The 19,028-nt window shown below is 68.5% G+C and carries 21 protein-coding genes; 14 read left to right on the top strand and 7 right to left on the bottom strand.

Features of this window, described 5'->3' with window-relative positions; translation table 11 throughout:
* Window positions 1-278: 278 nt before the first annotated feature.
* The 3 genes from ACWHYQ_RS19525 (at window position 279) to ACWHYQ_RS19515 (ending at window position 3,263) form a co-directional block, all read left to right on the top strand.
* A complete protein-coding gene (locus ACWHYQ_RS19525; RefSeq protein WP_447973758.1) occupies window positions 279-1,013 on the top strand; it encodes a Tll0287-like domain-containing protein in 735 nt (244 codons plus the stop codon).
* Window positions 1,014-1,076: 63 nt separating this feature from the next.
* On the top strand, window positions 1,077-2,681 hold the full coding sequence (locus ACWHYQ_RS19520; RefSeq protein WP_447973757.1) for a methyl-accepting chemotaxis protein: 1,605 nt from the start codon (window positions 1,077-1,079) through the stop codon (window positions 2,679-2,681).
* Between the two features lie 48 nt (window positions 2,682-2,729).
* Window positions 2,730-3,263 carry a chemotaxis protein CheW gene (locus ACWHYQ_RS19515; protein ID WP_447973756.1) on the top strand — a complete coding sequence of 178 codons (534 nt, stop codon included), beginning with the start codon at window positions 2,730-2,732 and terminating at the stop codon, window positions 3,261-3,263.
* Here the strand turns inward: ACWHYQ_RS19515 and ACWHYQ_RS19510 are convergent.
* Window positions 3,253-3,495, bottom strand: a complete 243-nt coding sequence (locus tag ACWHYQ_RS19510) for a hypothetical protein (RefSeq protein ID WP_447973755.1) — start codon at window positions 3,493-3,495, stop codon at window positions 3,253-3,255. The two genes, ACWHYQ_RS19515 and ACWHYQ_RS19510, sit on opposite strands and share 11 nt — an antisense overlap.
* Before the next feature lie 138 nt (window positions 3,496-3,633).
* Here ACWHYQ_RS19510 and ACWHYQ_RS19505 point away from each other — a divergent pair, with 138 nt between their 5' ends.
* The 3 genes from ACWHYQ_RS19505 to ACWHYQ_RS19495 all read left to right on the top strand — a co-directional run bounded on the left by ACWHYQ_RS19505 (window position 3,634) and on the right by ACWHYQ_RS19495 (window position 6,010).
* Window positions 3,634-4,407 carry a flagellar motor protein gene (locus ACWHYQ_RS19505; protein ID WP_447973754.1) on the top strand — a complete coding sequence of 258 codons (774 nt, stop codon included), beginning with the start codon at window positions 3,634-3,636 and terminating at the stop codon, window positions 4,405-4,407.
* Between the two features lie 53 nt (window positions 4,408-4,460).
* A complete protein-coding gene (locus ACWHYQ_RS19500; protein ID WP_447973753.1) occupies window positions 4,461-5,177 on the top strand; it encodes a flagellar motor protein MotB in 717 nt (238 codons plus the stop codon).
* A 284-nt stretch (window positions 5,178-5,461) separates the two neighbouring features.
* The gene (locus ACWHYQ_RS19495) at window positions 5,462-6,010 is read left to right on the top strand and encodes a c-type heme family protein (RefSeq protein ID WP_447973752.1); all 549 of its coding nucleotides are present in this window, start codon (window positions 5,462-5,464) and stop codon (window positions 6,008-6,010) included.
* A gap of 2 nt (window positions 6,011-6,012) precedes the next feature.
* Here ACWHYQ_RS19495 and ACWHYQ_RS19490 read toward each other — a convergent pair whose 3' ends face one another.
* The 3 genes from ACWHYQ_RS19490 to ACWHYQ_RS19480 all read right to left on the bottom strand — a co-directional run bounded on the left by ACWHYQ_RS19490 (window position 6,013) and on the right by ACWHYQ_RS19480 (window position 8,167).
* Complete coding sequence (locus tag ACWHYQ_RS19490) at window positions 6,013-6,852, bottom strand: aldo/keto reductase family protein (RefSeq protein WP_447973751.1); 840 nt, start codon at window positions 6,850-6,852, stop codon at window positions 6,013-6,015.
* 260 nt (window positions 6,853-7,112) lie between these two features.
* On the bottom strand, window positions 7,113-7,868 hold the full coding sequence (locus tag ACWHYQ_RS19485; protein WP_447973750.1) for a right-handed parallel beta-helix repeat-containing protein: 756 nt from the start codon (window positions 7,866-7,868) through the stop codon (window positions 7,113-7,115).
* Window positions 7,869-7,891: 23 nt separating this feature from the next.
* Complete coding sequence (locus ACWHYQ_RS19480; protein ID WP_447973749.1) at window positions 7,892-8,167, bottom strand: type II toxin-antitoxin system HicB family antitoxin; 276 nt, start codon at window positions 8,165-8,167, stop codon at window positions 7,892-7,894.
* Window positions 8,168-8,735: 568 nt separating this feature from the next.
* Between ACWHYQ_RS19480 and ybgF the strand changes: the two genes are divergently transcribed.
* From ybgF to ACWHYQ_RS19460, 4 genes are all read left to right on the top strand, one after another.
* Complete coding sequence (ybgF, locus tag ACWHYQ_RS19475) at window positions 8,736-9,236, top strand: tol-pal system protein YbgF (protein ID WP_447973748.1); 501 nt, start codon at window positions 8,736-8,738, stop codon at window positions 9,234-9,236.
* Window positions 9,237-9,302: 66 nt separating this feature from the next.
* A complete protein-coding gene (locus ACWHYQ_RS19470; protein ID WP_447973747.1) occupies window positions 9,303-10,916 on the top strand; it encodes a phytoene desaturase family protein in 1,614 nt (537 codons plus the stop codon).
* Window positions 10,917-10,946: 30 nt separating this feature from the next.
* Window positions 10,947-11,354: a hypothetical protein gene (locus tag ACWHYQ_RS19465; protein ID WP_447973746.1), complete on the top strand. Its 408-nt coding sequence runs from the start codon at window positions 10,947-10,949 to the stop codon at window positions 11,352-11,354.
* A gap of 878 nt (window positions 11,355-12,232) precedes the next feature.
* Window positions 12,233-13,657: a reverse transcriptase domain-containing protein gene (locus ACWHYQ_RS19460; protein ID WP_447973745.1), complete on the top strand. Its 1,425-nt coding sequence runs from the start codon at window positions 12,233-12,235 to the stop codon at window positions 13,655-13,657.
* 194 nt (window positions 13,658-13,851) lie between these two features.
* Here the strand turns inward: ACWHYQ_RS19460 and ACWHYQ_RS19455 are convergent, their stop codons facing one another.
* Both ACWHYQ_RS19455 and ACWHYQ_RS19450 read right to left on the bottom strand, forming a co-directional pair.
* Window positions 13,852-14,376 carry a DUF2726 domain-containing protein gene (locus ACWHYQ_RS19455; protein WP_447973744.1) on the bottom strand — a complete coding sequence of 175 codons (525 nt, stop codon included), beginning with the start codon at window positions 14,374-14,376 and terminating at the stop codon, window positions 13,852-13,854.
* A complete protein-coding gene (locus tag ACWHYQ_RS19450) occupies window positions 14,373-15,578 on the bottom strand; it encodes an anhydro-N-acetylmuramic acid kinase (protein WP_447973743.1) in 1,206 nt (401 codons plus the stop codon). The genes ACWHYQ_RS19455 and ACWHYQ_RS19450 overlap by 4 nt, the downstream gene beginning before the upstream one ends.
* Window positions 15,579-15,688: 110 nt before the next feature.
* Between ACWHYQ_RS19450 and ACWHYQ_RS19445 the strand changes: the two genes are divergently transcribed.
* From ACWHYQ_RS19445 to ACWHYQ_RS19435, 3 genes are all read left to right on the top strand, one after another.
* A complete protein-coding gene (locus ACWHYQ_RS19445; RefSeq protein ID WP_447973742.1) occupies window positions 15,689-16,612 on the top strand; it encodes a metal ABC transporter substrate-binding protein in 924 nt (307 codons plus the stop codon).
* 53 nt (window positions 16,613-16,665) lie between these two features.
* Window positions 16,666-17,448 (top strand): metal ABC transporter ATP-binding protein, encoded by a 783-nt coding sequence (locus tag ACWHYQ_RS19440; protein ID WP_447973741.1) that lies wholly within the window; start codon window positions 16,666-16,668, stop codon window positions 17,446-17,448.
* Between the two features lie 97 nt (window positions 17,449-17,545).
* Window positions 17,546-18,364: a metal ABC transporter permease gene (locus ACWHYQ_RS19435; protein ID WP_447973740.1), complete on the top strand. Its 819-nt coding sequence runs from the start codon at window positions 17,546-17,548 to the stop codon at window positions 18,362-18,364.
* A 2-nt stretch (window positions 18,365-18,366) separates the two neighbouring features.
* On the opposite strand, the gene ACWHYQ_RS19430 is transcribed toward ACWHYQ_RS19435, so the two are convergent.
* Window positions 18,367-18,780, bottom strand: coding sequence for a GNAT family N-acetyltransferase (locus ACWHYQ_RS19430; protein ID WP_447973739.1), 414 nt, complete (start codon window positions 18,778-18,780; stop codon window positions 18,367-18,369).
* A 69-nt stretch (window positions 18,781-18,849) separates the two neighbouring features.
* Between ACWHYQ_RS19430 and ACWHYQ_RS19425 the strand changes: the two genes are divergently transcribed.
* Window positions 18,850-19,023: a hypothetical protein gene (locus ACWHYQ_RS19425; protein ID WP_447973738.1), complete on the top strand. Its 174-nt coding sequence runs from the start codon at window positions 18,850-18,852 to the stop codon at window positions 19,021-19,023.
* Window positions 19,024-19,028: the final 5 nt, after the last annotated feature.

Raw genomic sequence — 19,028 nt, 5'->3', positions numbered from 1 at the left:
CGGTGACGCGGGAGACGGCGGGCGGGGCGACGGAGTCGGCGAAGGCCAGCCACGACTTGAGCCAGCTCGCCACCGAATTGCAGACCATCGTGAGCGGCTTCAGGATTGCGACGGCCGACAAGCGGCGCATCGGGTAGGGCGGAGAAAGGACGGCGTCCCCATCCAGTGCCCGCAGGACCCCGAGCGGCGCGGCGGCCCTTGGAGGAGGACCAGACGGTCCGTGACTGCTCAACCGGGGGGATCCGGAAGGGATTTCCCTGTCATCCAGGGAGGGTGCCATGAACGGACGTGTGTGGCTCGGGAGTCTGACGGGATTGATGCTGATCGGGCTGGTGTGCGGGGCCGCGCCCGGGTACGCGGCGGACGAGGCCAAGACTGCCGACCTGTTGGTGAAGCTGCTGAAGGCCGGCCGGATGGTCGTCTCGGACCATCAGGACCTCATCAACGACGCCGGCAAGGGCGACAAGGGGTTCACGCCCCAGTACTTCGAGGAGAAGTGGGTCGCGAAATACAAGGAGATGACCAAGATTGATCTGAGCAAGCCGCCGGCCGGCGAGCCGGGCAAGCTGCTGACGATCTTGCTGGAGTCCGGCAAGGAGGTGGTCGGCGAGGCTCAGCCGCTGATCAACAAGCCGGGCATCGGGTTCAAGGGGTTCCTCCCGGCGCTCTGGGGCCGAAAGGCGGGCGAGAAGTTCGGACAGAAAACGGGCATCCGGCTCAAGCAGACGTCCATCCACTACCGGTTTGCCGGCAACAAGCCGGACGAGTTCGAAAGCGAGGTCCTCAAGCAGTTCGCGGATTCCGGCTACCCCAAGGGGAAGGAATACGTGAAGACCGTCGCCATGGAGGGCAAGCAGGTGATGCGGTACATGTCCCCCGAATACGCCGCCAAATCTTGCCTGGCCTGCCACGGCGCGCCCGCGGGCGAGAAAGACATTACCGGCATGAAGAAGGAAGGCTACAGGGAAGGGGATCTCGCCGGCGCCATCAGCGTGATCATGCCGGTCAAGTAGGGTCGGCTGGCCGGACATCGGACAGCCGACCGCCTCCTCGCAGGGGGAGGGAAGGGGGTAGCCATGGACGCGAGGGCGGAGCATCGGACAATCATCCAGCGATGCGGGTTGCGAACGAAGATTCTGATGGGGCTGGGCCTGGCGCTCTGCCCCATCGTCGGCATCCTGCTCTTCAACGCCGCTTCGGTCGATCAGGCCGCGCGGGCCTCGGCCGGCGCCCAGGACGTGGCGGCGCTGCGCCTGGAGGCGAACCTGGTGCGGATGGGGCTGCGGGAATACAGCCTGACCCAGCAACCCCAGGCCCAGGATGCGGTCAAGGCGCGGCACGAGCGGTACCGGGAGAAAGCGAAGAAGCTTGGGCAGCAATACGGGGATTCCGTGGAAGTCAAGGACCGGCTCCAGGCCGTGGACGCCGCACTGGCGGCCCTCTTCGAACACGGCCTGAAGATGGCGGAGGCCTACATCCAATTTGATCGGGTGGTGGGAAACACCTTCCTGGAGGAATTCTTCAAGCGGGACGAGGCGGTCTCGGCCGCCTTGACGGCGCTGGAGGAGGGGTTCGCGAAGGAGGCCCAGCAGCGCCTCGGCGCGATGCGCATGACGGCGACGGTGGCCTTGGGTCTGGTCGTGGCGAGCACGATCGCCTTCTCGCTGTTGCTGGCCTGGCGGCTGCTCATCCCCATCCGTCGGCTCGTGGAAGGGATGGATCGGCTCGCCAAGGGCGACCTGACGGTCCAGGTGGCGGTGACCAGCGACGACGAGCTGGGCCGGCTGGGCCAGCGGTTCAACGAGGTGGTGCCCAAGTTGCGGGGGATGATCGGGAAGGTGGCGCAGGTGACGGACAAGGTGGCGTCGGCGGCGGTGCAGCTCTCGGCGACGGCCGAGCAGATGTCGAAGGGGGCGGAGAGCCTGACGGCGCGCACGACGCAGACGGCCACGGCGGTCGAGGAGATGACCGCGACGGTGGGCGAGGTGGCGCAGCACAGCGGCAAGGCCGCCGCCATGGCCCAGGAGACCGTGCAGACGGCCAAGAGCGGGCGCGAGGTGGTCACCAACACGGTGGCGGGGATGCAGCAGATCGCCGACGCGGTGACGCAGTCGGCGGCGATCATTGCGGCGCTGGGCAAGTCCTCGGATCAGATCGGGGAGATTGTGCGGGTGATCGAGGACATTGCGGACCAGACGAACCTGCTGGCGCTGAACGCGGCGATCGAGGCGGCGCGGGCGGGGGAGCAGGGGCGGGGCTTTGCGGTGGTGGCCGACGAGGTGCGGAAGCTGGCGGAGCGGACGACGAAGGCGACGAAGGAGATCGGGGACATGATCCGGCACATCCAGCAGGACACGAAGGGGGCGGTGGCCTCGATGGAGGAGGGCACGCAGAAGGTGACGAGCGGGGTGGCGCTGGTGAACCGGACGGGGGAGGCGTTGGCGCGGATCGCGGAGATGGTGACGGGGACGGCGGACATGATTCGGCAGATTGCGGTGGCGGCGGAGGAGCAGTCGGTGGCGACGCAGCAGATTGCGGGGGATTTGGAGACGGTGGCGAAGGTGACGCGGGAGACGGCGGGCGGGGCGACGGAGTCGGCGAAGGCCAGCCACGACTTGAGCCAGCTCGCCACCGAATTGCAGACTATGGTGGGTGGCTTCAAGCTCACCGATAAGAGATAGCGCACAGCCAATAGCGAATAGCCGAGCTCGCTTTCGGAGGAGGACCCGATGATCGCCCAACAGGCCGAAGCGCCCCGGCACGGGCCCACGGTGACGGAACCGGCGGACGCCGACCAGGCAGACGGCGACGAATTCATCCAGCTCGTCACGTGCCGGCTCGACCGCGAAGAGTTCGCGGTGGACATCCTCAGCGTGCAAGAAATCAACCGAATGGTGGACATCACCCGGGTCCCCAAGGCGCCCCACTTCGTGGAGGGCGTGATCAACCTGCGCGGCCGCATCATCCCGGTGCTGGATCTGCGGCGGCGGTTCGGCGTCCCGGACGCGGAGCGGACCTCGCGGTCGCGAATCGTGGTCGTGAACGTGCGGGGCCGGGTGGTCGGGCTGATCGTGGATTCGGTGACCGAGGTGCTGCGGATCCCGCGGAGCGCCGTCGAGCCGCCACCGTCGCTCGGCTCCTCGGTGGGCGCCGAGTTCATCCAGGGCGTCGGCCGGATCAACGACCGGCTGCTGACCCTGCTGGACCTCAACCGGCTGCTCACCCCGGCGGAGCAGGCCGCGCTGGACAGCGTCAGGGAGTGACGCGGCCGGACGGCGCGGCGGGGGGCTGCCCGGGCCGCCGCTGCCTGGCCAGGACGCCCTCGAGGATGGCGAGGGAATAGCTCAGCAGGTCCGAGGCGCAGGCGAGCGTCACGTGGAACTGCTGCAGGGCCTCCTCGACGCGCCCGTCCTGTTGCAGGGCGCGGAACCGGCGGTGCTGCTCCTCGAGGATCGCTTGCTTCGCATCGAGCATCAGGCTCTCGGTCGGCGTCATGGCTCCTCCGGGCGGGTGGGCGTCGGCCGTACGCTACCAGAGGACGCGCGGCAGCGCAAGGGGCGTCTGGCGGATTCGTCGCGCGCCGCTCGTTGCGCACGGTTGCTGTCCGTTGGGCTTTATTAGAGAGACCGGGACGTGGACATCCTCACCCTGCTCGGGATCATCATCGCCGTGGGAGCGATCCTCGGCGGGCAGGTCCTCGAAGGCGGCCACGTTGGCTCGATCCTCCAGCTCACGGCGTTCATTATCGTCATCGGCGGGACGCTGGGCGCCGTCTGCGTGCAGCATCCGTTGCCCGTGGTGCTGCGGAGCCTGGGGCTGCTGGGCCTGGCTTTCCGCGAGCCGCGGCACGATCTCCAGGCGCAGATCGCCCGGATCACGGACCTCGGCAACCTCGCGCGCAAGCAGGGGCTGCTCGCGCTCGAGGGGAAGCTCAAAGAGCTGCACGACCCCTTCTTCAGCCGGGGCGTCCAGTTGATCGTGGACGGCACGGACCCCAACGTCATCCGGGAGATTCTCGAAACCGAGGTGGCGCAGCACGAGGAGGCGGCGCTGACCGCCGCGAAGCTCTGGGAGTCGGCGGGCGGCTACGCGCCGACCATCGGCATCATCGGCGCCGTGCTGGGGCTGATCCACGTCATGGAGAACCTCTCGGATCCGTCGAAGCTGGGCGCCGGCATCGCGGTGGCCTTCGTGGCCACCGTGTACGGCGTGGGCTCGGCCAACCTCCTGTTCCTGCCGCTGGGGAACAAGCTGAAACTGAAGCTCAAACAGGAGGTGCTGGCCCGTACGCTTGTCATCGAGGGCCTGATCGGGGTCGCGCAGGGCGAGAACCCGCGGTTGCTCCAGGAGAAGCTGCAAGGCTACCTCCCCGAGAGCCAGCGGCCCAGTGAACAGGGGGACCGGTGATGGGTGACGGGGGATGGGCTGAGGACTGAGAACTGCGCCTGTGAGTCGCCGCCATGGCTAGGAAACCCCATCACGAGGAGCACGAGAACCACGAGCGCTGGCTCGTCTCCTACGCGGACTTCATCACGCTCCTCTTCGCCTTCTTCGTCGTGATGTACTCGATTTCGATGATCAACGAAGGCAAGTTCCGGATCTTCAGCCAGTCCATGAAGGAGGCGCTGGTGCCGATCTCGGACGCGCCGCTCTCGAACCGGCGCTACGAGATCGGCACCTCAGAGTCGGCCCTCATTCCGGCGATCAGCCCTCGGATGCAGTTCATGCGGCAGGTCAAGGCCATCCTGGCCAAGACCATCGGGGAGAGCGAGTTCAAGGGCCGCATCTCGGTCAACGAGGTGGAGGACGGCATCATGATCGCGATCGCGGACAGCCTCCTGTTCGAGAGCGGACAGGCCGCGGTCAAGCCCGAGGCGCTTCCCCTGCTCGCCGCGCTGGCCGACGCGCTCGGGACGACGACCCAACCGGTCCGGGAGATCCGGGTCGAGGGCCACACGGACAACGTGCCGATCCGCACCGCCCAGTTTCCGTCCAACTGGGAGCTGTCCGCGGGCCGCGCCGTGGCGGTCGTCCGGCTGCTGACCGAGCGGTTCAACCTGCGCCCGCAGCAGGTGTCGGCCACCGGCTACGCCGAGTTCCGACCGGTGGCCGACAACCTCACGGTCGAGAACCGCGCCGCCAACCGCCGGGTCGAGGTCACGGTCATCACCGAATGAGCGGGCCCGGCCCGCCCGGCTCCTCGGCCGCACCACGCGTCGGCCCCCGCCCGCGCCCCTTGGGACAATCTTAGGCGACCCTACTACTTCGCGCGAGGTTGGCGATCCCGCTATAGTGCCGGTCGCGGCGCGGCCGGCCCGGCGCCGGGGGCTCCGCCGTGCAAGTTTTACCAGGTCGGACGGGAAAAAGTGCGCTTGACAATCGGGCGGGAAGGGGAGTAGGCATGCCGCGGCTTCGGTCGGGCGCGAGCATTGGCCTGGTTCAGATAAGAAAGGATCCGGCGATGACCCGATGGCGGGGACTCAAGGCGGTGGCGGCGGCTGTCGTGATGGGCGTGGCGGCTGTGGCGTCGGTTGGGCGGGCGGCCGATATGCCCTATGAAACAGTCGCGCAATATCTCTTGGAGACGGTGCGCGCGTTTCGGGCGACCTACGTGCTCAGCGTGATCGAGCACACGCGCGAGGGCGGGATCGTGCCCCGGGAGGACTGGATGGCGGACTCCCATGCGATTCCGCTCCCCGCCCAGTTCGTGAAGGCCGCCGGCTCCGAGATCGAATCGTTCGAAGTGGGGCTGATCGGGCTCACGCCGATCAACCGGGCCAACCTGCCGAAGACGCAGGCCGAGGCCGACGCGCTGATGAAGCTGGCGACCAACCGCAGCCAGCGCTTGGTCACCTTCGCGGAAGGGAACCAGTTCAAGGGCCTGGCGGCCGACCTCGCCGTGGTGCAGTCTTGCGTGGACTGCCACAACGCGCATCCCAAGAGCCCCTGGCGGAGCTTCCGGAAGGGCGACGTGATGGGGGCGATCGTCGTGCGGCTGAACAAGAAATGAGGCTACAGCGCGATCGTCTCGATCTGGTGCAGCTCGTCGGGAGAGAGCGTGAGCTGCTCGGCCGCGAGGTCCTCGCTCATGTGCTGCGGGTTCGTGGTCCCAGTCAACGGAAGCATCCCGATCTGCATGGCGAACCGGAAGATCACCTGGGCGGGGCCGGTCCCCAGCCGTTGCGCGATCGCGCGCACGACCGGGTCGGCGAGGACTTCCCGGTTGGCGGTCAGCAGCGAGAATCCTTGATAGACGATCCCGTGGGCCCGGCAGAGATCCCGCACCTCTTTGTCCCAGCCGAACGCCGCGAAGCACCGGTTCTGGACGACCATGGGCTTATGCCGCGCCCGCTCGCAGAGCTGGGCGAGCTGGACGGCCGTGACGTTACTGACGCCGATCATTCTGGTCTGGCCCGCGTCGTAGAGCGCCTCGATGGCGCCCCACACCTCCCAATCCGCCTCGCCCAGCCCGTACCGTGAATAGGGTCCGTGCAGGACATAGGAATCGAGGTAGTCGGTGTGCAAATGCTGCAAGGAGCTGGCGAACGACTGGCGGACCTGGGTGGTGAGGTCGGCCGAGGGATCGTAGGGGGTGCGGTGGTCCTGACTCGAGAGCGGCGTAAACTTGGTCTGGAGAAACAAGCCGTCCCGGCGGATCCCCTTCCGCTCCAGCGCCCGGAGAGCTTCCCCGACCTGCGCCTCGTCGTAATGGATCAACTGATTGGCCGTGTCAATGGCGCGAAACCCGGCCTCCACCGCCGCCTGCACGAGTCGGGCCGTGGCCTCCTTCTTCCAGGCCGTCCCGTACATGAACGAGGGGATTACCACGCCGTTGTAGGCTGTCACAGGCATCCCATCGCCCCCGGAACCGGAGCGGGCGTGGGGCGTCCGCTCGCGAGGTGCTGACGCCCTCCGCGCCCGCCTCACTCCGCCAGCTTACCGCAGCTGGTCGCGATCCTCAATCCTTGTGCCGGGCTCGCCCCGCTCGCAGGCGGCAAAGTCATCGGCCGATCTCCGCCAGCGGGTCGGGCCGCACCACCAGCGGCCCGCGGGGATTGGGCGCCAGCCGGTTCGTCTGGGGCAGGCGCTCCAGCTCGGGCGTCGTCTCGCAGTCAGGCGTGGCGACCAGTACCCCAGTGGTCGTTGTCCTGGCAGGTGTTGTCCAGCACCATGGCGGCTGCGTGGTGGAAGAGGAGCATCCCGCTGAGCAGGTTCGCGCGGCAGACGTTCCGGACGAGGTCGGGGCGGCTGCCGGGATCGCGCACGGCGATGCCGAAGTGATGGTTGTCGTGACAGTGGTTCTGCGCGACGTAGGGACAGGCGCCCGCAAAGACGAAGATGCCCGACTCGCGGCTCCCGCAGACCTCGTTGTCCACCACGCTGGGCCGGCAGTGCGGACCATAGAGGACCATGCTCGAGAGCACGCCGTCCATCGCCCGGCAGTGGCTGATCGTGCAGACGGAATCCAGCACGTTGACGGCCGAGTGCTGGTCGCTCCCGACGTACCGGAACGTGATGCCGCTGATCCGGCCGCCGGTCACGCGCTGGAGGTAGAGCGGGCCGCCGCGCCGGCTGAAGATCCGCACCTGATCCCGGCCAGCGCCGATCAAGAGGATGCGCCGCTCGACGATAAAGAGCTTGTCTTCATACAGGCCGGGTCGGATGAAGATCTGGTCGTCGGGGCCGGCTGCCTCCAAGGCGGCGCTGGGCAGGGAAAAGGCCGTGGGGTCGTGCGGGTCCACGATGAGCGTCCGGCCCCCGGCCGGATTGGGCGGCGGGTCGCGGAGCGGCGGCGCCTCGGCCGCCTGCGTGGGGTCCGACGCGGGCTCCTCCCGGTCTGGCAGCCGTTCGGGGTGATCGCTGGGCACGGCGCGGCATTATTCGACTCGCTCTAGCCTGAAGTCAAGGCGTGCGGCGCCGCCCCGGTTCCTTCGATGACCACCGGCACAGCGACTCCAACCCAGCCTGACGCGCCCTCTAACACAGGCGACTCGCCCTCGCGGACATCCTTCCCAAAGGTCTCGATGTGGAAGCGGAGGGCCGATTTCACATCAGCCAAGGCGTCCTCGTCGGTGCTTCCCTCGCCCGCTACCATCCCCTTGAGACCCAGGGGATAGGCCACATAGCCGTCAGGATGCTTTTCCACGATGAGCTTGAATTGTCTCATCGCGATGGACTCCCTCTGTTCGGGACTGCGTGCTCTTTCGCTAGGGCTTTATCGCAGGACCCCTTGAGGATCGGGTCCTTGGCGAAGATCGAGGCGATCGCGTCCCAGCGGGTGGGACAGTCTTGGTAGGTCAGGTACAGGATGCGACCCGTCGCAGGCTCGTCGGTCGGGCGTGGGCGAGTGCGGCAGTCGTAGACGGCGAACTCTTCGAAATCGGTCAGGATTCGAGAGCGGCAGCTTGGCGGACCAGGCGTAGCGGCGGAGCTGGTAGGCAGGGCTGATGCCCTCTTGCAGGTTGACGGCCGGTTTCTTGGCCTCCAGGAAGAACTTGTGCGCCCCCTGGAGGCGGAAGCAGCGGAGGCACGGGCCTCGGGGCTGGGTGTGGGATCGCCGCGCCCACACCTGTTTGGTTTTTCCAACAGGCCAGGCGCAGGGCGGCCGGCGTCGGCCGGCACGCCCAGAGCCGGCCGCGGCGCAGCCCGCACGGGAAAACAAGGACTTGGCTTCGGCGGTGTGAGCGAGCGGGGAGCGCGGCCTCTTGGTACGCGCCCTGCACGCTGTGCGGAGCATGGAAACGCTGCTGACCAAGATCCTCGCCGCGGTGTTGGGGCTGGCGCTCCTGTTCGTGATGGTCGCGGCCGGGCTGGCCGCGCCACCCGAGGCGGACCAGCCGGCACGCCACCTCTACGACCGGGTGATGCAGGAGTTCCAGCGCCAGGACTACGAGGCCGCGCTCGCCGGATTCCGCTTCTTCCTCGAACTGCACGGGGACTCGCCCCTCGCCGGGAGCGCCCAGTACTGGGTGGGCGAGTGCGAATTTCGGCTCGGCCGGTACCGGGACGCCATCGCCGCCTTCGAGCGGGTGCGCGCCCGCTTTCCCAAGAGCCCCAAGCTGGCCTCCGCCCTCCTCAAGAGTGCGTTGAGCCATGCCCGGCTCGGCCAGACGCGGGCGTCCCAGGCGCTCCTGAACCGAGTCCTGGTGGAATTCCCGGACAGGCCGGAAGCCCAGCTCGCCCGCCAGGCCCTGCAATCGCCGGACTTCGCCGCCACGACGGTCCTCACCCCGTAGCTGCGCTCGCCATGGGTGCTTCTGCAGACTCGACCCTCTGCCGCCGACTTGCTACGATAGCGCCCTATGATGGGCGCGGCTACTCATTCCAGATATGACGCCATCATCGTCGGGGCCGGCCACAACGGGTTGGTGACGGCCTGCTACCTGGCTCGGGCGGGCTGGAAGGTCCTCGTGCTCGAGCGGCGCTCCGTCGTCGGCGGCGCCTGCGTCACTGAGGAGGTATTCCCCGGGTTCAAGGTCTCGACCGCCGCCTACCTCGTGAGCCTCTTCCGCCCGGAGATCGTCCGGGACCTGCGTCTGCGCGAGTACGGCTACGCCGTGCTCGCGCGCGACCCCTCCTCGTTCACGCCGCTCCCGGATGGGCGCAGCCTCCTGCTCGGGCCGGACCCGAAGCTGACCTACGACGAGATCGCCAGGTTCAGCCCGCGCGACGCCGCACGGTATCCGCACTACACGCGGATGCTCGAGCGCGTCGCCGCGGCGGTCGAGCCCTTGCTGCTGCTGACGCCACCCAACATCGTCAGTCCCGGGGTGCGGGACCTCTGGACCCTCTTCAAGGTGGGGCGGGCCTTCCAGGCGATGGGGAGCCGGCTGTGGGAGGCGATCGAGGTGCTGACGGGGCCCGCGCGGGCGATCCTGGACCGCTGGTTCGAGTCCGAGCCGCTCAAGGCCACGCTTGCGACCGACGCGGTGATCGGCACGATGGCGGCGCCCTCTACGCCGGGGACGGCCTACGTGCTGTTCCACCACGTGATGGGCGAGACCAACGGCGCGCGGGGGGTCTGGGGCTACGTGCGCGGCGGGATGGGGGCGCTGACCCAGGCGCTGGCCGCCGCGGCGCGGGACCTCGGGGTGACGATCCGCTGCGACGCCGAGGTCGCCCGGATCCTCGTCCGGGACGGGGCTGTCCGCGGGGTGGCGCTCGTGACGGGGGACGAGTACGCGGCGCCAGTCGTCGCGAGCAACGCCGACGCGAAGCGCACGTTTACGCGCCTCGTGGAGCCCGGCCTGCTCCCGCCCGACTTCGTCGAAGCGGTGGACCGCATCGACTTCAGCAGCGCCTCGATGAAGATCAACGTGGCCCTGTCGGCGCTGCCGGACTTCCGGGCGCGTCCCGGGCTTCGGCCAGGCCCCCAGCATCGGGGGACGATCCACATCTGCCCGGACCTAGACTACATCGAGCGGGCCTATGAGGACGCGAAGGCGGGGCGGCCCTCGGCGCGCCCGATCCTGGAGTGCACGATCCCGTCGGTCGTGGATCCCACGGTCGCCCCGCACGGCCTGCACCTGATGACGATGTTTGTCCAGTACATGCCCTACGCGCTGCGCGGGGCGACCTGGGACGAGCTGCGCGAGCCGGTGGCCGACCGGTGCTTCGATCTGCTGACCGAGTACGCGCCGAACTTCAAGTCGGCGGTGATTGACCGGCAGATCCTCACCCCGCTCGACCTGGAGCGCACGTTCGGGCTGACCGGCGGCAACATCTTCCACGGCGCGATGACGCTGGGCCAGTTGTTCTGCTTCCGGCCGGTGCCGGGCTACGCGGATTACCGGACGCCGATCCCGGGTCTGTACCTGTGCGGCGCGGCGGCGCATCCGGGCGGCGGCGTGATGGGCGCGGCGGGGTATAATGCGGCGCGGGAGATCCTGGCACGGGCCATGCGCCGGCAGCGCTGAGATGCCTAGCCGGCGAGCGGGAGGGCGCGGATGCCGAAGTGGCTGTCCGTCGGGCTGGTGATCGCCGGCTCCTGCTTCCTCGCCCTGGTGGCCTATGACGCGGTGGCGGTCTACCTGCTCGGCCGCGGCACCTACCGGCTGATGCCGGCTCACGATCTGGCGCGTGGATTGGTGCAGGACCTGGGGCTCGCCGCAGCCTACGGCGTGACCGTGACGCCGCGCGTGCTCCGGGTCGTCTCCGACTATTCCCCGAAGGTGCGTCGCCTGTGCCTCATCATGCTGGGGCTCGGCATTGCCTGGTACGACGTGCTCTGCGCGTTCGTGACGCGGGGCCTGCCGTCGCCGCCGGGCATCGAGGTCGGATTGGTCGTGCTGTTCATCGTGCCGATGCTCCTGGCGCCCTGGTACGTCCGCTGGTTGAAATCGAAGGTGCCGTGAGCCGGGGGTCATCGCACGCCCTGACTCCTGAATAGCGCTTGCGTTCAACCCGTGGCCAATGAATAATTCACCGAGGACCTTGGGAGGCCGCGCGGCCGTTTCGGATGCTTCAGAGGAGGGATGTCATGAAGGGCACGCATCGGCACAGCCATCGCCACACGCACCAGCATCGCCACGAGGGCGCCGCCGCCCACAGCCATGAGCACAGCCATCGGCATAGCCACGCGCATCGGCATGCGGTTGGCGTGCGCGGCCACGACCATTCCCACGCCGGCGACCACGGCGCACATCAGCACGGGCATCGCGGGTGAGGGAGGACCGCCCGGCCTGTTCGCGTCGCCGCGCCCACAGATCACCCTAGCCTGCATTATTCAGTGCGCCGTGAAAAGGCGCTGTGTGTCTCACAGGTGCAAGTCCTGTCTGGGGAGTTGTCGGGACACCCCAGTAGCTACCAAGGCAGTCGCAAGGGTCACTGACCGACTGAAGCCCTCGGGACAGAGGCCCACCGTGGGTGGGTCAGCGAGCCGACGGGCCGCAACACGGGTGAAGCCTGAGCAGGCCTCGAACGTGCAGTCGCGAGGGCCGACCGGCCTGAATAACCGGGAAGGCCGCTGGAGTCTGGAGGAGCACCCGACCGATGAGCCCAGACTTCCTCGCCGGGGTAGTGGGCGTGGCACGTCGGCACAGCACACAGGGCAACACGGGAGATCCCGCTCGGCGGGGCCGCGCAGGCCTCGCTCCATCACGAGGGTGGAGCCGGGCGGGAAGTCGGAGGGGCTCATCGGACCGATGGCACTCGGCGGACAACACAACCGCCGAGGAGGGAAGGAGCCCTGGTTCGAGGCGTGCCTCACCGAGAGAAGGATCAGGAGATTGGCGTGAGCCTGGCAACTCCACGTACGATCCGGCGACTCCAAGAGGCACTGGGCACCAAAGCCAAGCAGGCGCCGACCTATCGCTTCTCCCTGCTGTACGACAAGGTCTATCGGGCGGACATCTTGGCCCATGCCTACGCCCTCGCGAAACAACGCGACGGAGCGTCGGGCGTGGATGGAGAGACGTTCGAGGCCATTGAGGCAGCGGGACGGGAGCGATGGCTGGCCGCCGTGCAGGAGGCCCTGCGGACGGAGACCGACCGCCCGCAGCCCGTGCGACGGGTGCGGATTCCCAAACCCGCCGGCGGGGAGCGGCCACTCGGGATTCCGACGATTCGGGATCGGGTGGGGCAGACGGCCGTCCTGCTGATCCTGCCCCCGATCTTTGAGGCGGACATGGAACCCACGGCCTATGGCTATCGTCCGGGGCGCACGGCGCGCGCGGCGGTGGCAACCGTCCACCGGGCGCTGTGTGCCGGGCAGACGCAGGTGGTCGATGCGGATGTGTCGCAGGACTTCGACACGATCCCGCACGCGGCCTTGATGCAGGCGTTGGCACGCCGGATCAGCGATCGGAAACTGCTCCGGCTGCTGAAGCGGTGGCTGAAAGCGCCGGTGGCCGAGCGGACGGGGCGCGACGGATGGCGGTACCCGGGAGGCAAGCGGGCGACGCGGGGCATCCCGCAAGGCGGGCGGGTACCCGCCAAGCGGGTGCCGCCGTTGCTCGCGAACCTCTACATGAACCGCTACCTGCAAGCGTTCCGCCACGCCGGACTGGACCGGCGCTACGGGGCACGACTGGTCAACTCTGCCGACGACGTCGTGGTGCTGTGTCGGCAGGGGGCCGCCGAAGTCCTGGCGCAGCCCCGGCAGTGGTTCCAGCCGATGGGGTTGACGTTGAACGAGCAGAAGACGCGCCTGTGCAATGGGCGGCGTGAGCCGTTCACGTGCCTGGGCTATACCTTCGGGCCGCAGCCCTATCGCAAAGACGGCCACTGGTATCTGGGAGCAGCCCCGGCCAAGAGGGCGGTGCAAGGGATCAAGAGGCGCATCCGACAGATCCTAGGCTCGGGCAATCAGCTCCCCTGGGAGCCAGTACGAGCCGAACTCAACAGCGTGTTGCGGGGTTGGGCGGCCTCTTTCTCCTATGGGACGCGTCTGATGGCGTATCGGGCGGTGGATCGGTCTGGCGCAACGCGGGTGCGGCACTTCTTGCGGCGACGACACAAGTCGATGAGCGGATGGGGGAAACTCCTGACCGCTGTGGTTGGGGTAGATGCGTGCATCGACACCATCGAGAGCGGCTCCAGGCCAGCGCCCATGTTCGACTCTACTGGCGGTTCGTCGCGAAATCGCGGAGTCGCCTGGCGAGACGGGCGCGTGGAGCCGCGAAGGAAGGAGGCGTGCTCCCTGCAGCACGTTGACTGACTGAGCGGCGAGCCCGCCCGCCTGCGTGCTTGAAATTCGCACGCAGGCTTGTCGCAGCCGCGAATCTGCGGTTGCAGCAGAAGTGTTCATGAATAATGCAGGCTAGGCGGCTCGATTTCGGGGAGCACTCGGACGGTTGCCCAGTCTCGGTCACGTGGGGCCTGGACCAGGACCACCGGCGGCGGGCTGAGCCCTCACTCCTCCGGCTCCAGCCCCAGCGCCGTCGCCAATGCAGCCGGCGTGTAGGTCGTCGCTCCGTTGAGCCGCACGGCCTCGACCCCGATCGCCCGGCACAGCTCGTCAATCAGCTTCGCGCGCGCCTGCCGCTGCGGCGTGGCCGCCTCCGGATCGTCCAGATCGATCACCTTCTCCACGAGCAGCGTCCCGGGGTGGACGAGCGCGAAGTCAAGCCGCTTGAAGGCGAGCGTGCTCAGGAAGGCACGCCGCTGCGCCGCGTCCGCGGCCTTCACCTCGGCCAGACACCAGAGTGGGACCTGGGCGAGCACGAGGTAACGATCCTGCACGGCCAGCCGCAGCACGTTGTAGAAGGTCGCTTCGGGCGGGCTCAGGAGCGGTTGGGGGTCGAGGACCACGCCGTCCGGGATCGGGGAGCGAGCGGCCGTGGGCCGAGCGCCGGCGGGCAGTCGCTTCCTGATGCGAAACCAGGCCACCAGCCCCAGCAAGGTCAGCCCAAGGGCGGCGAGTGCGAGGACGATCACGGGCGCGGCACTCCCGATCGGCCGAGCGCAGAGGACAGGCGGTCCATCCAACCGGGGCCTGCGGGTACGATCTTCCCCAGCAGGACGGGATGCGCCGCGCCCGTCGCGGCCGGGACGTTGGCGCAGTGCTCCCGAATGGTCTGGTAGGCCAGGACGGCGAACGCGACCGCCTCGAAGGCCTTGCTGTCCCAGCCGAGCCGCTCGAACGGCGCCACCGGCGTCGGCGCGAACACGGCGGCCAGGTCGGCCATGACGGTGCGATTCCGCGCGCCGCCGCCCCCGACGATCACCTCGTCGAGGGGGCCGGGGAGCCAGCGGCGCGCGCCGCCAACCGTCATGGCCGTAAACAGCGCGCAGGTCGCCAGGATATCCGGGCCTGGCCGGCGGCGCCGCCGCTGGAGCGCGACGAGCCGTCGGAGGAACGGCTCGCCAAACTCCTCGCGGCCCGTGGACTTGGGCGGCCGCCGCCGAAGGAACGGATGAGCGAGGAGCGTCGCGAGCAACTCGGCGTCCACGCGTCCCCGGCCCGCCCGCCGCCCGTCCCGGTCCATGGTCTGCCGGCCCCCGGTGAGCCGGTGCACGAGCGCGTCGAGGACCATGTTGCCGGGGCCCGTGTCGAAGGCGAGCACGTCGGTCAACGCTCCACCAGCCGGCAGGTACGTGACATTGCTGATACCGCCCAAGTTGACGATCAGACGGGAGCGCCCCGGGTCGCGGAACAGCAGGTAATGGACGTAGGGCGTCAGCGGTGCCCCCTGCCCCCCGGCGGCGAGGTCGCGCTGGCGGAAGTCGGCGACGGTGGTCAGCCCGGTCCGCTCCGCGATCACGGCGGGCTCGGCGATCTGAAGGGTAGAGCGGACCCACCCGACGCCGGGCTCCCGGACCTGGTTCGGGAGATGGTGGATGGTCTGCCCGTGCGAGCCGATCAGGTGCACGTCCGCGAGGCGGAGGCCGGCGCGCGCGGCCACGCGCCGCGCCGCCCTGGCGAACCATTCGCCCAGCACCGCGTTCAGGTGGCAGACCTCCGCCACGGTGCCACCCGCCGCCGCGGCGAGCAGCCGCTGCCGGAGCGCGGGCGGATAGCGGAGCGTCAGCGACGCGAGCGGCGCGACCTTGAGGTCGTGGCCGGTGCCCTCGATCGAGACCAGCGCCGCGTCCACGCCGTCCCCCGAGGTGCCGGACATCAGGCCGATGACATGCATGGGCGGCGCTACGCTAGCCGAACTGGCGGACGCCGTCAAGCGACCTTGACGACCTGGTAGACGGACCCGGGCGCGTTGACTTTCCCTAGGCGTGATGCTACGGTCCGCGCATGCCGCCGCTTGTCTCTGTGCGTCTCGCGCCGCTTCGCCTGTTTGCCGCAGCGATTTGGCTGCTGGCGGTCCCCTGTGGAGCCCAGGCCGCCGCGCCGTTCAATGTTGTCGTGACGATCCCCGTGCTCAAGGACCTGGCCGAGCGCGTCGGCGGGTCACACGTCCGGGTCACGTCGCTGCTGTCCGGGCTGGAGAGCGAGCATACCTACTCGCCCAAACCAAGCGACCTCGTCGCGGTGCGGAAGGCGCGCGTCCTGCTCGAGGTCGGCGTCGGGTTGGAGGTCTGGGTGGGGGCGCTGGTCGAGAACGCCGGCAACCGCGACTTGCTGCGGGTGACGACCTCGCGGGGCATCGCCTTGGTCCGCGACCACGAAGGGCCGAGCCGGACCACCGAGGGCGACCGCCCGGAGGGCAACCCGCACGTCTGGCTGGACCCTGAGAACGTCAAGGTCATGCTGCGCCATATCGCGGAGGCCTTCAGCCGGGTGGACCCCGAGCATGCCGCCGACTACCGGAACAATCTGGCGGCGTACCTGCGCCAGCTCGACCAGCTCCAAGCCGAGCTGGCCGACCGGCTCCGCCGGGTCCGCCAGCGCCGCATCGTCGTCCATCATCCGGCCTGGCCGTATTTCGCGCGCCGGTTCGGCCTCGAGATCGTGGGCGAAATCGTCGCGCAGCCGGGCGCCGAGCCGTCCGCGCGGCACGTCCAGGACTTGATCGCGCGCATGCGCGGCCAGGGGATCCGGGTGATCGTCTCCGAGCCGCAGCTCAACCGCAAGGTCCCGGAGCTCCTTGCCCGGGAGACCGGCGCCCGCGTCGTGCTGCTGACCCCGCTGCCCGGCGGCCTGCCCGGCACCGAAACCTATCTGGATATGCTACGCTACGACGTGCTCCAATTGACCCAGGCCCTGGACGCGCCATAGCCGGCGCCAGCGGCTCCGCGGGGCCGCCGGATGGCGTGTCGCTGGTTCATTTCATGACTGCCCCCAGCATCATTCGCTTCTCTCGCGCGACCTTCGGGTTTCCGGGCGTGATCGCCCTCAAGGACATCTCGCTCGAGATCGCGGAGGGCGAGTTCATCGGCGTCATCGGGCCGAACGGCTCGGGCAAGACCACCCTCTGCCGGGCTGTGCTCGGCCTCCTGCGCCCGCTCGCGGGGAGCCTCCAGATTTTCGACTGTGCCTGCGAAGAGTTGCGGTGCCACCACCGGGCGCGGATCGGCTACCTGCCCCAGAAGGGAGCCCTGGATCGAAACTTTCCGATCACCGTGCTCGAGGCGGTGATGATGGGGCGGTACGGCGCGCTCGGGTTGCTTCGCCGGCCGGCGCAGCGGGACCGTGAGCTGGCGCTGGAGGCGCTCGCCAACGTCGGCATGCTGGAGTACAAGGACGCGCCCTTGGGACACCTGTCGGGCGGGCAACAGCAGCGGGTGCTGATCGCGCGGGCGCTCGCGCAACAGCCGCAGGTCCTGCTGCTGGATGAGCCGACCACCGGCATTGATATCACGACCCAGCACAGCGTCCTGGACTTGATCCGCCGGCTCCACCGGGACCTGGGGTTGACGGTCCTGCTGATCACGCACGACATCAACATGATCCGGTCGTATGTGGACCGGCTGGTGTTGCTCAAGACCCGGCTGTACGCCGCGGGCCCGCCGGAGGAGGTGCTCCGGCCCGAGCTCCTCAGCCAGGTGTATGGCAAGGAGCTGGTCATCACCGAGAAGGACCTGATCCTCGTCGAGGACTATCACCACCACTGAAAGATGGCGAGGGGCCTGTGGCGAGAGGCAGGGGGGGTAAGAATTTCCTCAATCCGGCCCTCCTAGCCGCTAGCCACTCGCCCTGAGCCCCTGGCCCATGCTCGAACTGCTGGCCTACGACTTCATGCAGCGGTCGCTGCTGGCCGCGGCGACGGTCGGGGCGGTCTGCTCCCTGATCGGCGTGTTCGTCGTGCTCCGGGGGCTGGCCTTTATCGGGGCGGGCACCTCCCATGCCGCCTTCGCAGGCGTCGCGCTCGCCTACCTGCTCGGTCTGCCGCCGTTCCCGCTCGCGGTCGCCTTCGGCCTGGCCACGGCCTGGATCAGCGGGTTCATGGAGGAAACCGGCCGGATGAAGCTGGATGTCTCGATCGGGATCCTCTACACGGCCACCATGGCGCTGGCGATCCTGTTCATTGGGCTGATGAAGACGTATAACGCCGAGGTGTACGGCTACCTGTTCGGGAGCGTGCTCTCGGTGACGACGGAAGAGCTGGAGGGCATCGTCGCGCTGGGGTTGCTGGTTCTGGGCGTGATCGCCGCCTTCGCCAAGGAGCTGTACTTCATCGCCTTCGATCAGGAGATGGCGGAGGCCTCCGGCGTGCCGGCCCGACGGATCTTCTACCTGCTCCTGACGTTGGTCGCGCTCACCGTCGTGGTCGCGCTCAAGATCGTGGGGGCGATCCTGGTCTTCGCCATGGTGCTGATCCCGGCCTCCACGGCCTACCAATTGACGCACAGCCTCGCACAGATGACGGGCTACGCGGTCGCCATCGGGACGCTCTCCGCGGTCGGCGGCGTGCTGCTCTCCTACGCCTGGGACCTCCCCTCCGGCCCCGCCATCGTGCTCCTCGCCACGACGGTCTTCTTCCTCTCCGTGCTCTTCTCCCCCAAGCGGCTCCGCCGCGCGGCGGCGTGACGTTACTCCAGCCGGGCTTGCGGCGCCCGGGCCCAGACCATCCCGGTCTGCTCCTTGGAAGAGAAGCCGAGCTTCTCGTAGAAGGCCTGTTTGTCCCGCGTGCAGAGCCAGAACAGCTCGACCCGCTTGAGGCTGGGGTGCTGGAGGATCTGCTGCATGAGGGCGCTGCCGATGTCCTGGCCCTGGTAGGCCTGGTCCACGATCACGTCCCAGATGGAGGCCCGGTAGACGTAGTCGGTCAGGACGCGTCCGAACCCGACCAGCCGGTCGCCGTCCCAGGCGGAGATCGCCAGGTCGGTACTGGCCAGCATCTCGCGGGCGTCCTCCAGGGTGCGGCCCTTGGCCCAAGGCGCCTGGTCGAAGAGACGCAGGAGCTGCGCGGGGTCCAGGTCCTTACGGTCGGAAAAGGTGATCATGGGCTTGAGCGGGACGGCCCTTCCGTATTAGAGTACCGCCGGTTGTCACGGAGCCGTCTGAGGACCCCCATGGTCGTGAAAACCTGTCCGCGCTGCAGCCGCCTCATGTGGGTCAAGGACGAAGAGGTTGAATATCCCGACGAGCTGACGATGCGCATGAAGTGTCCCCACTGCCAACAGACCGTTCGGATCACGCTGGTCTCCCAGGGCGCCAACGCCGCCGGCCCCAAGATGGGCCATTGAAGACT

Source organism: Nitrospira sp. Kam-Ns4a, assembly GCF_965152595.1.
This window is presented reverse-complemented; position numbering and strand designations above follow the sequence as displayed.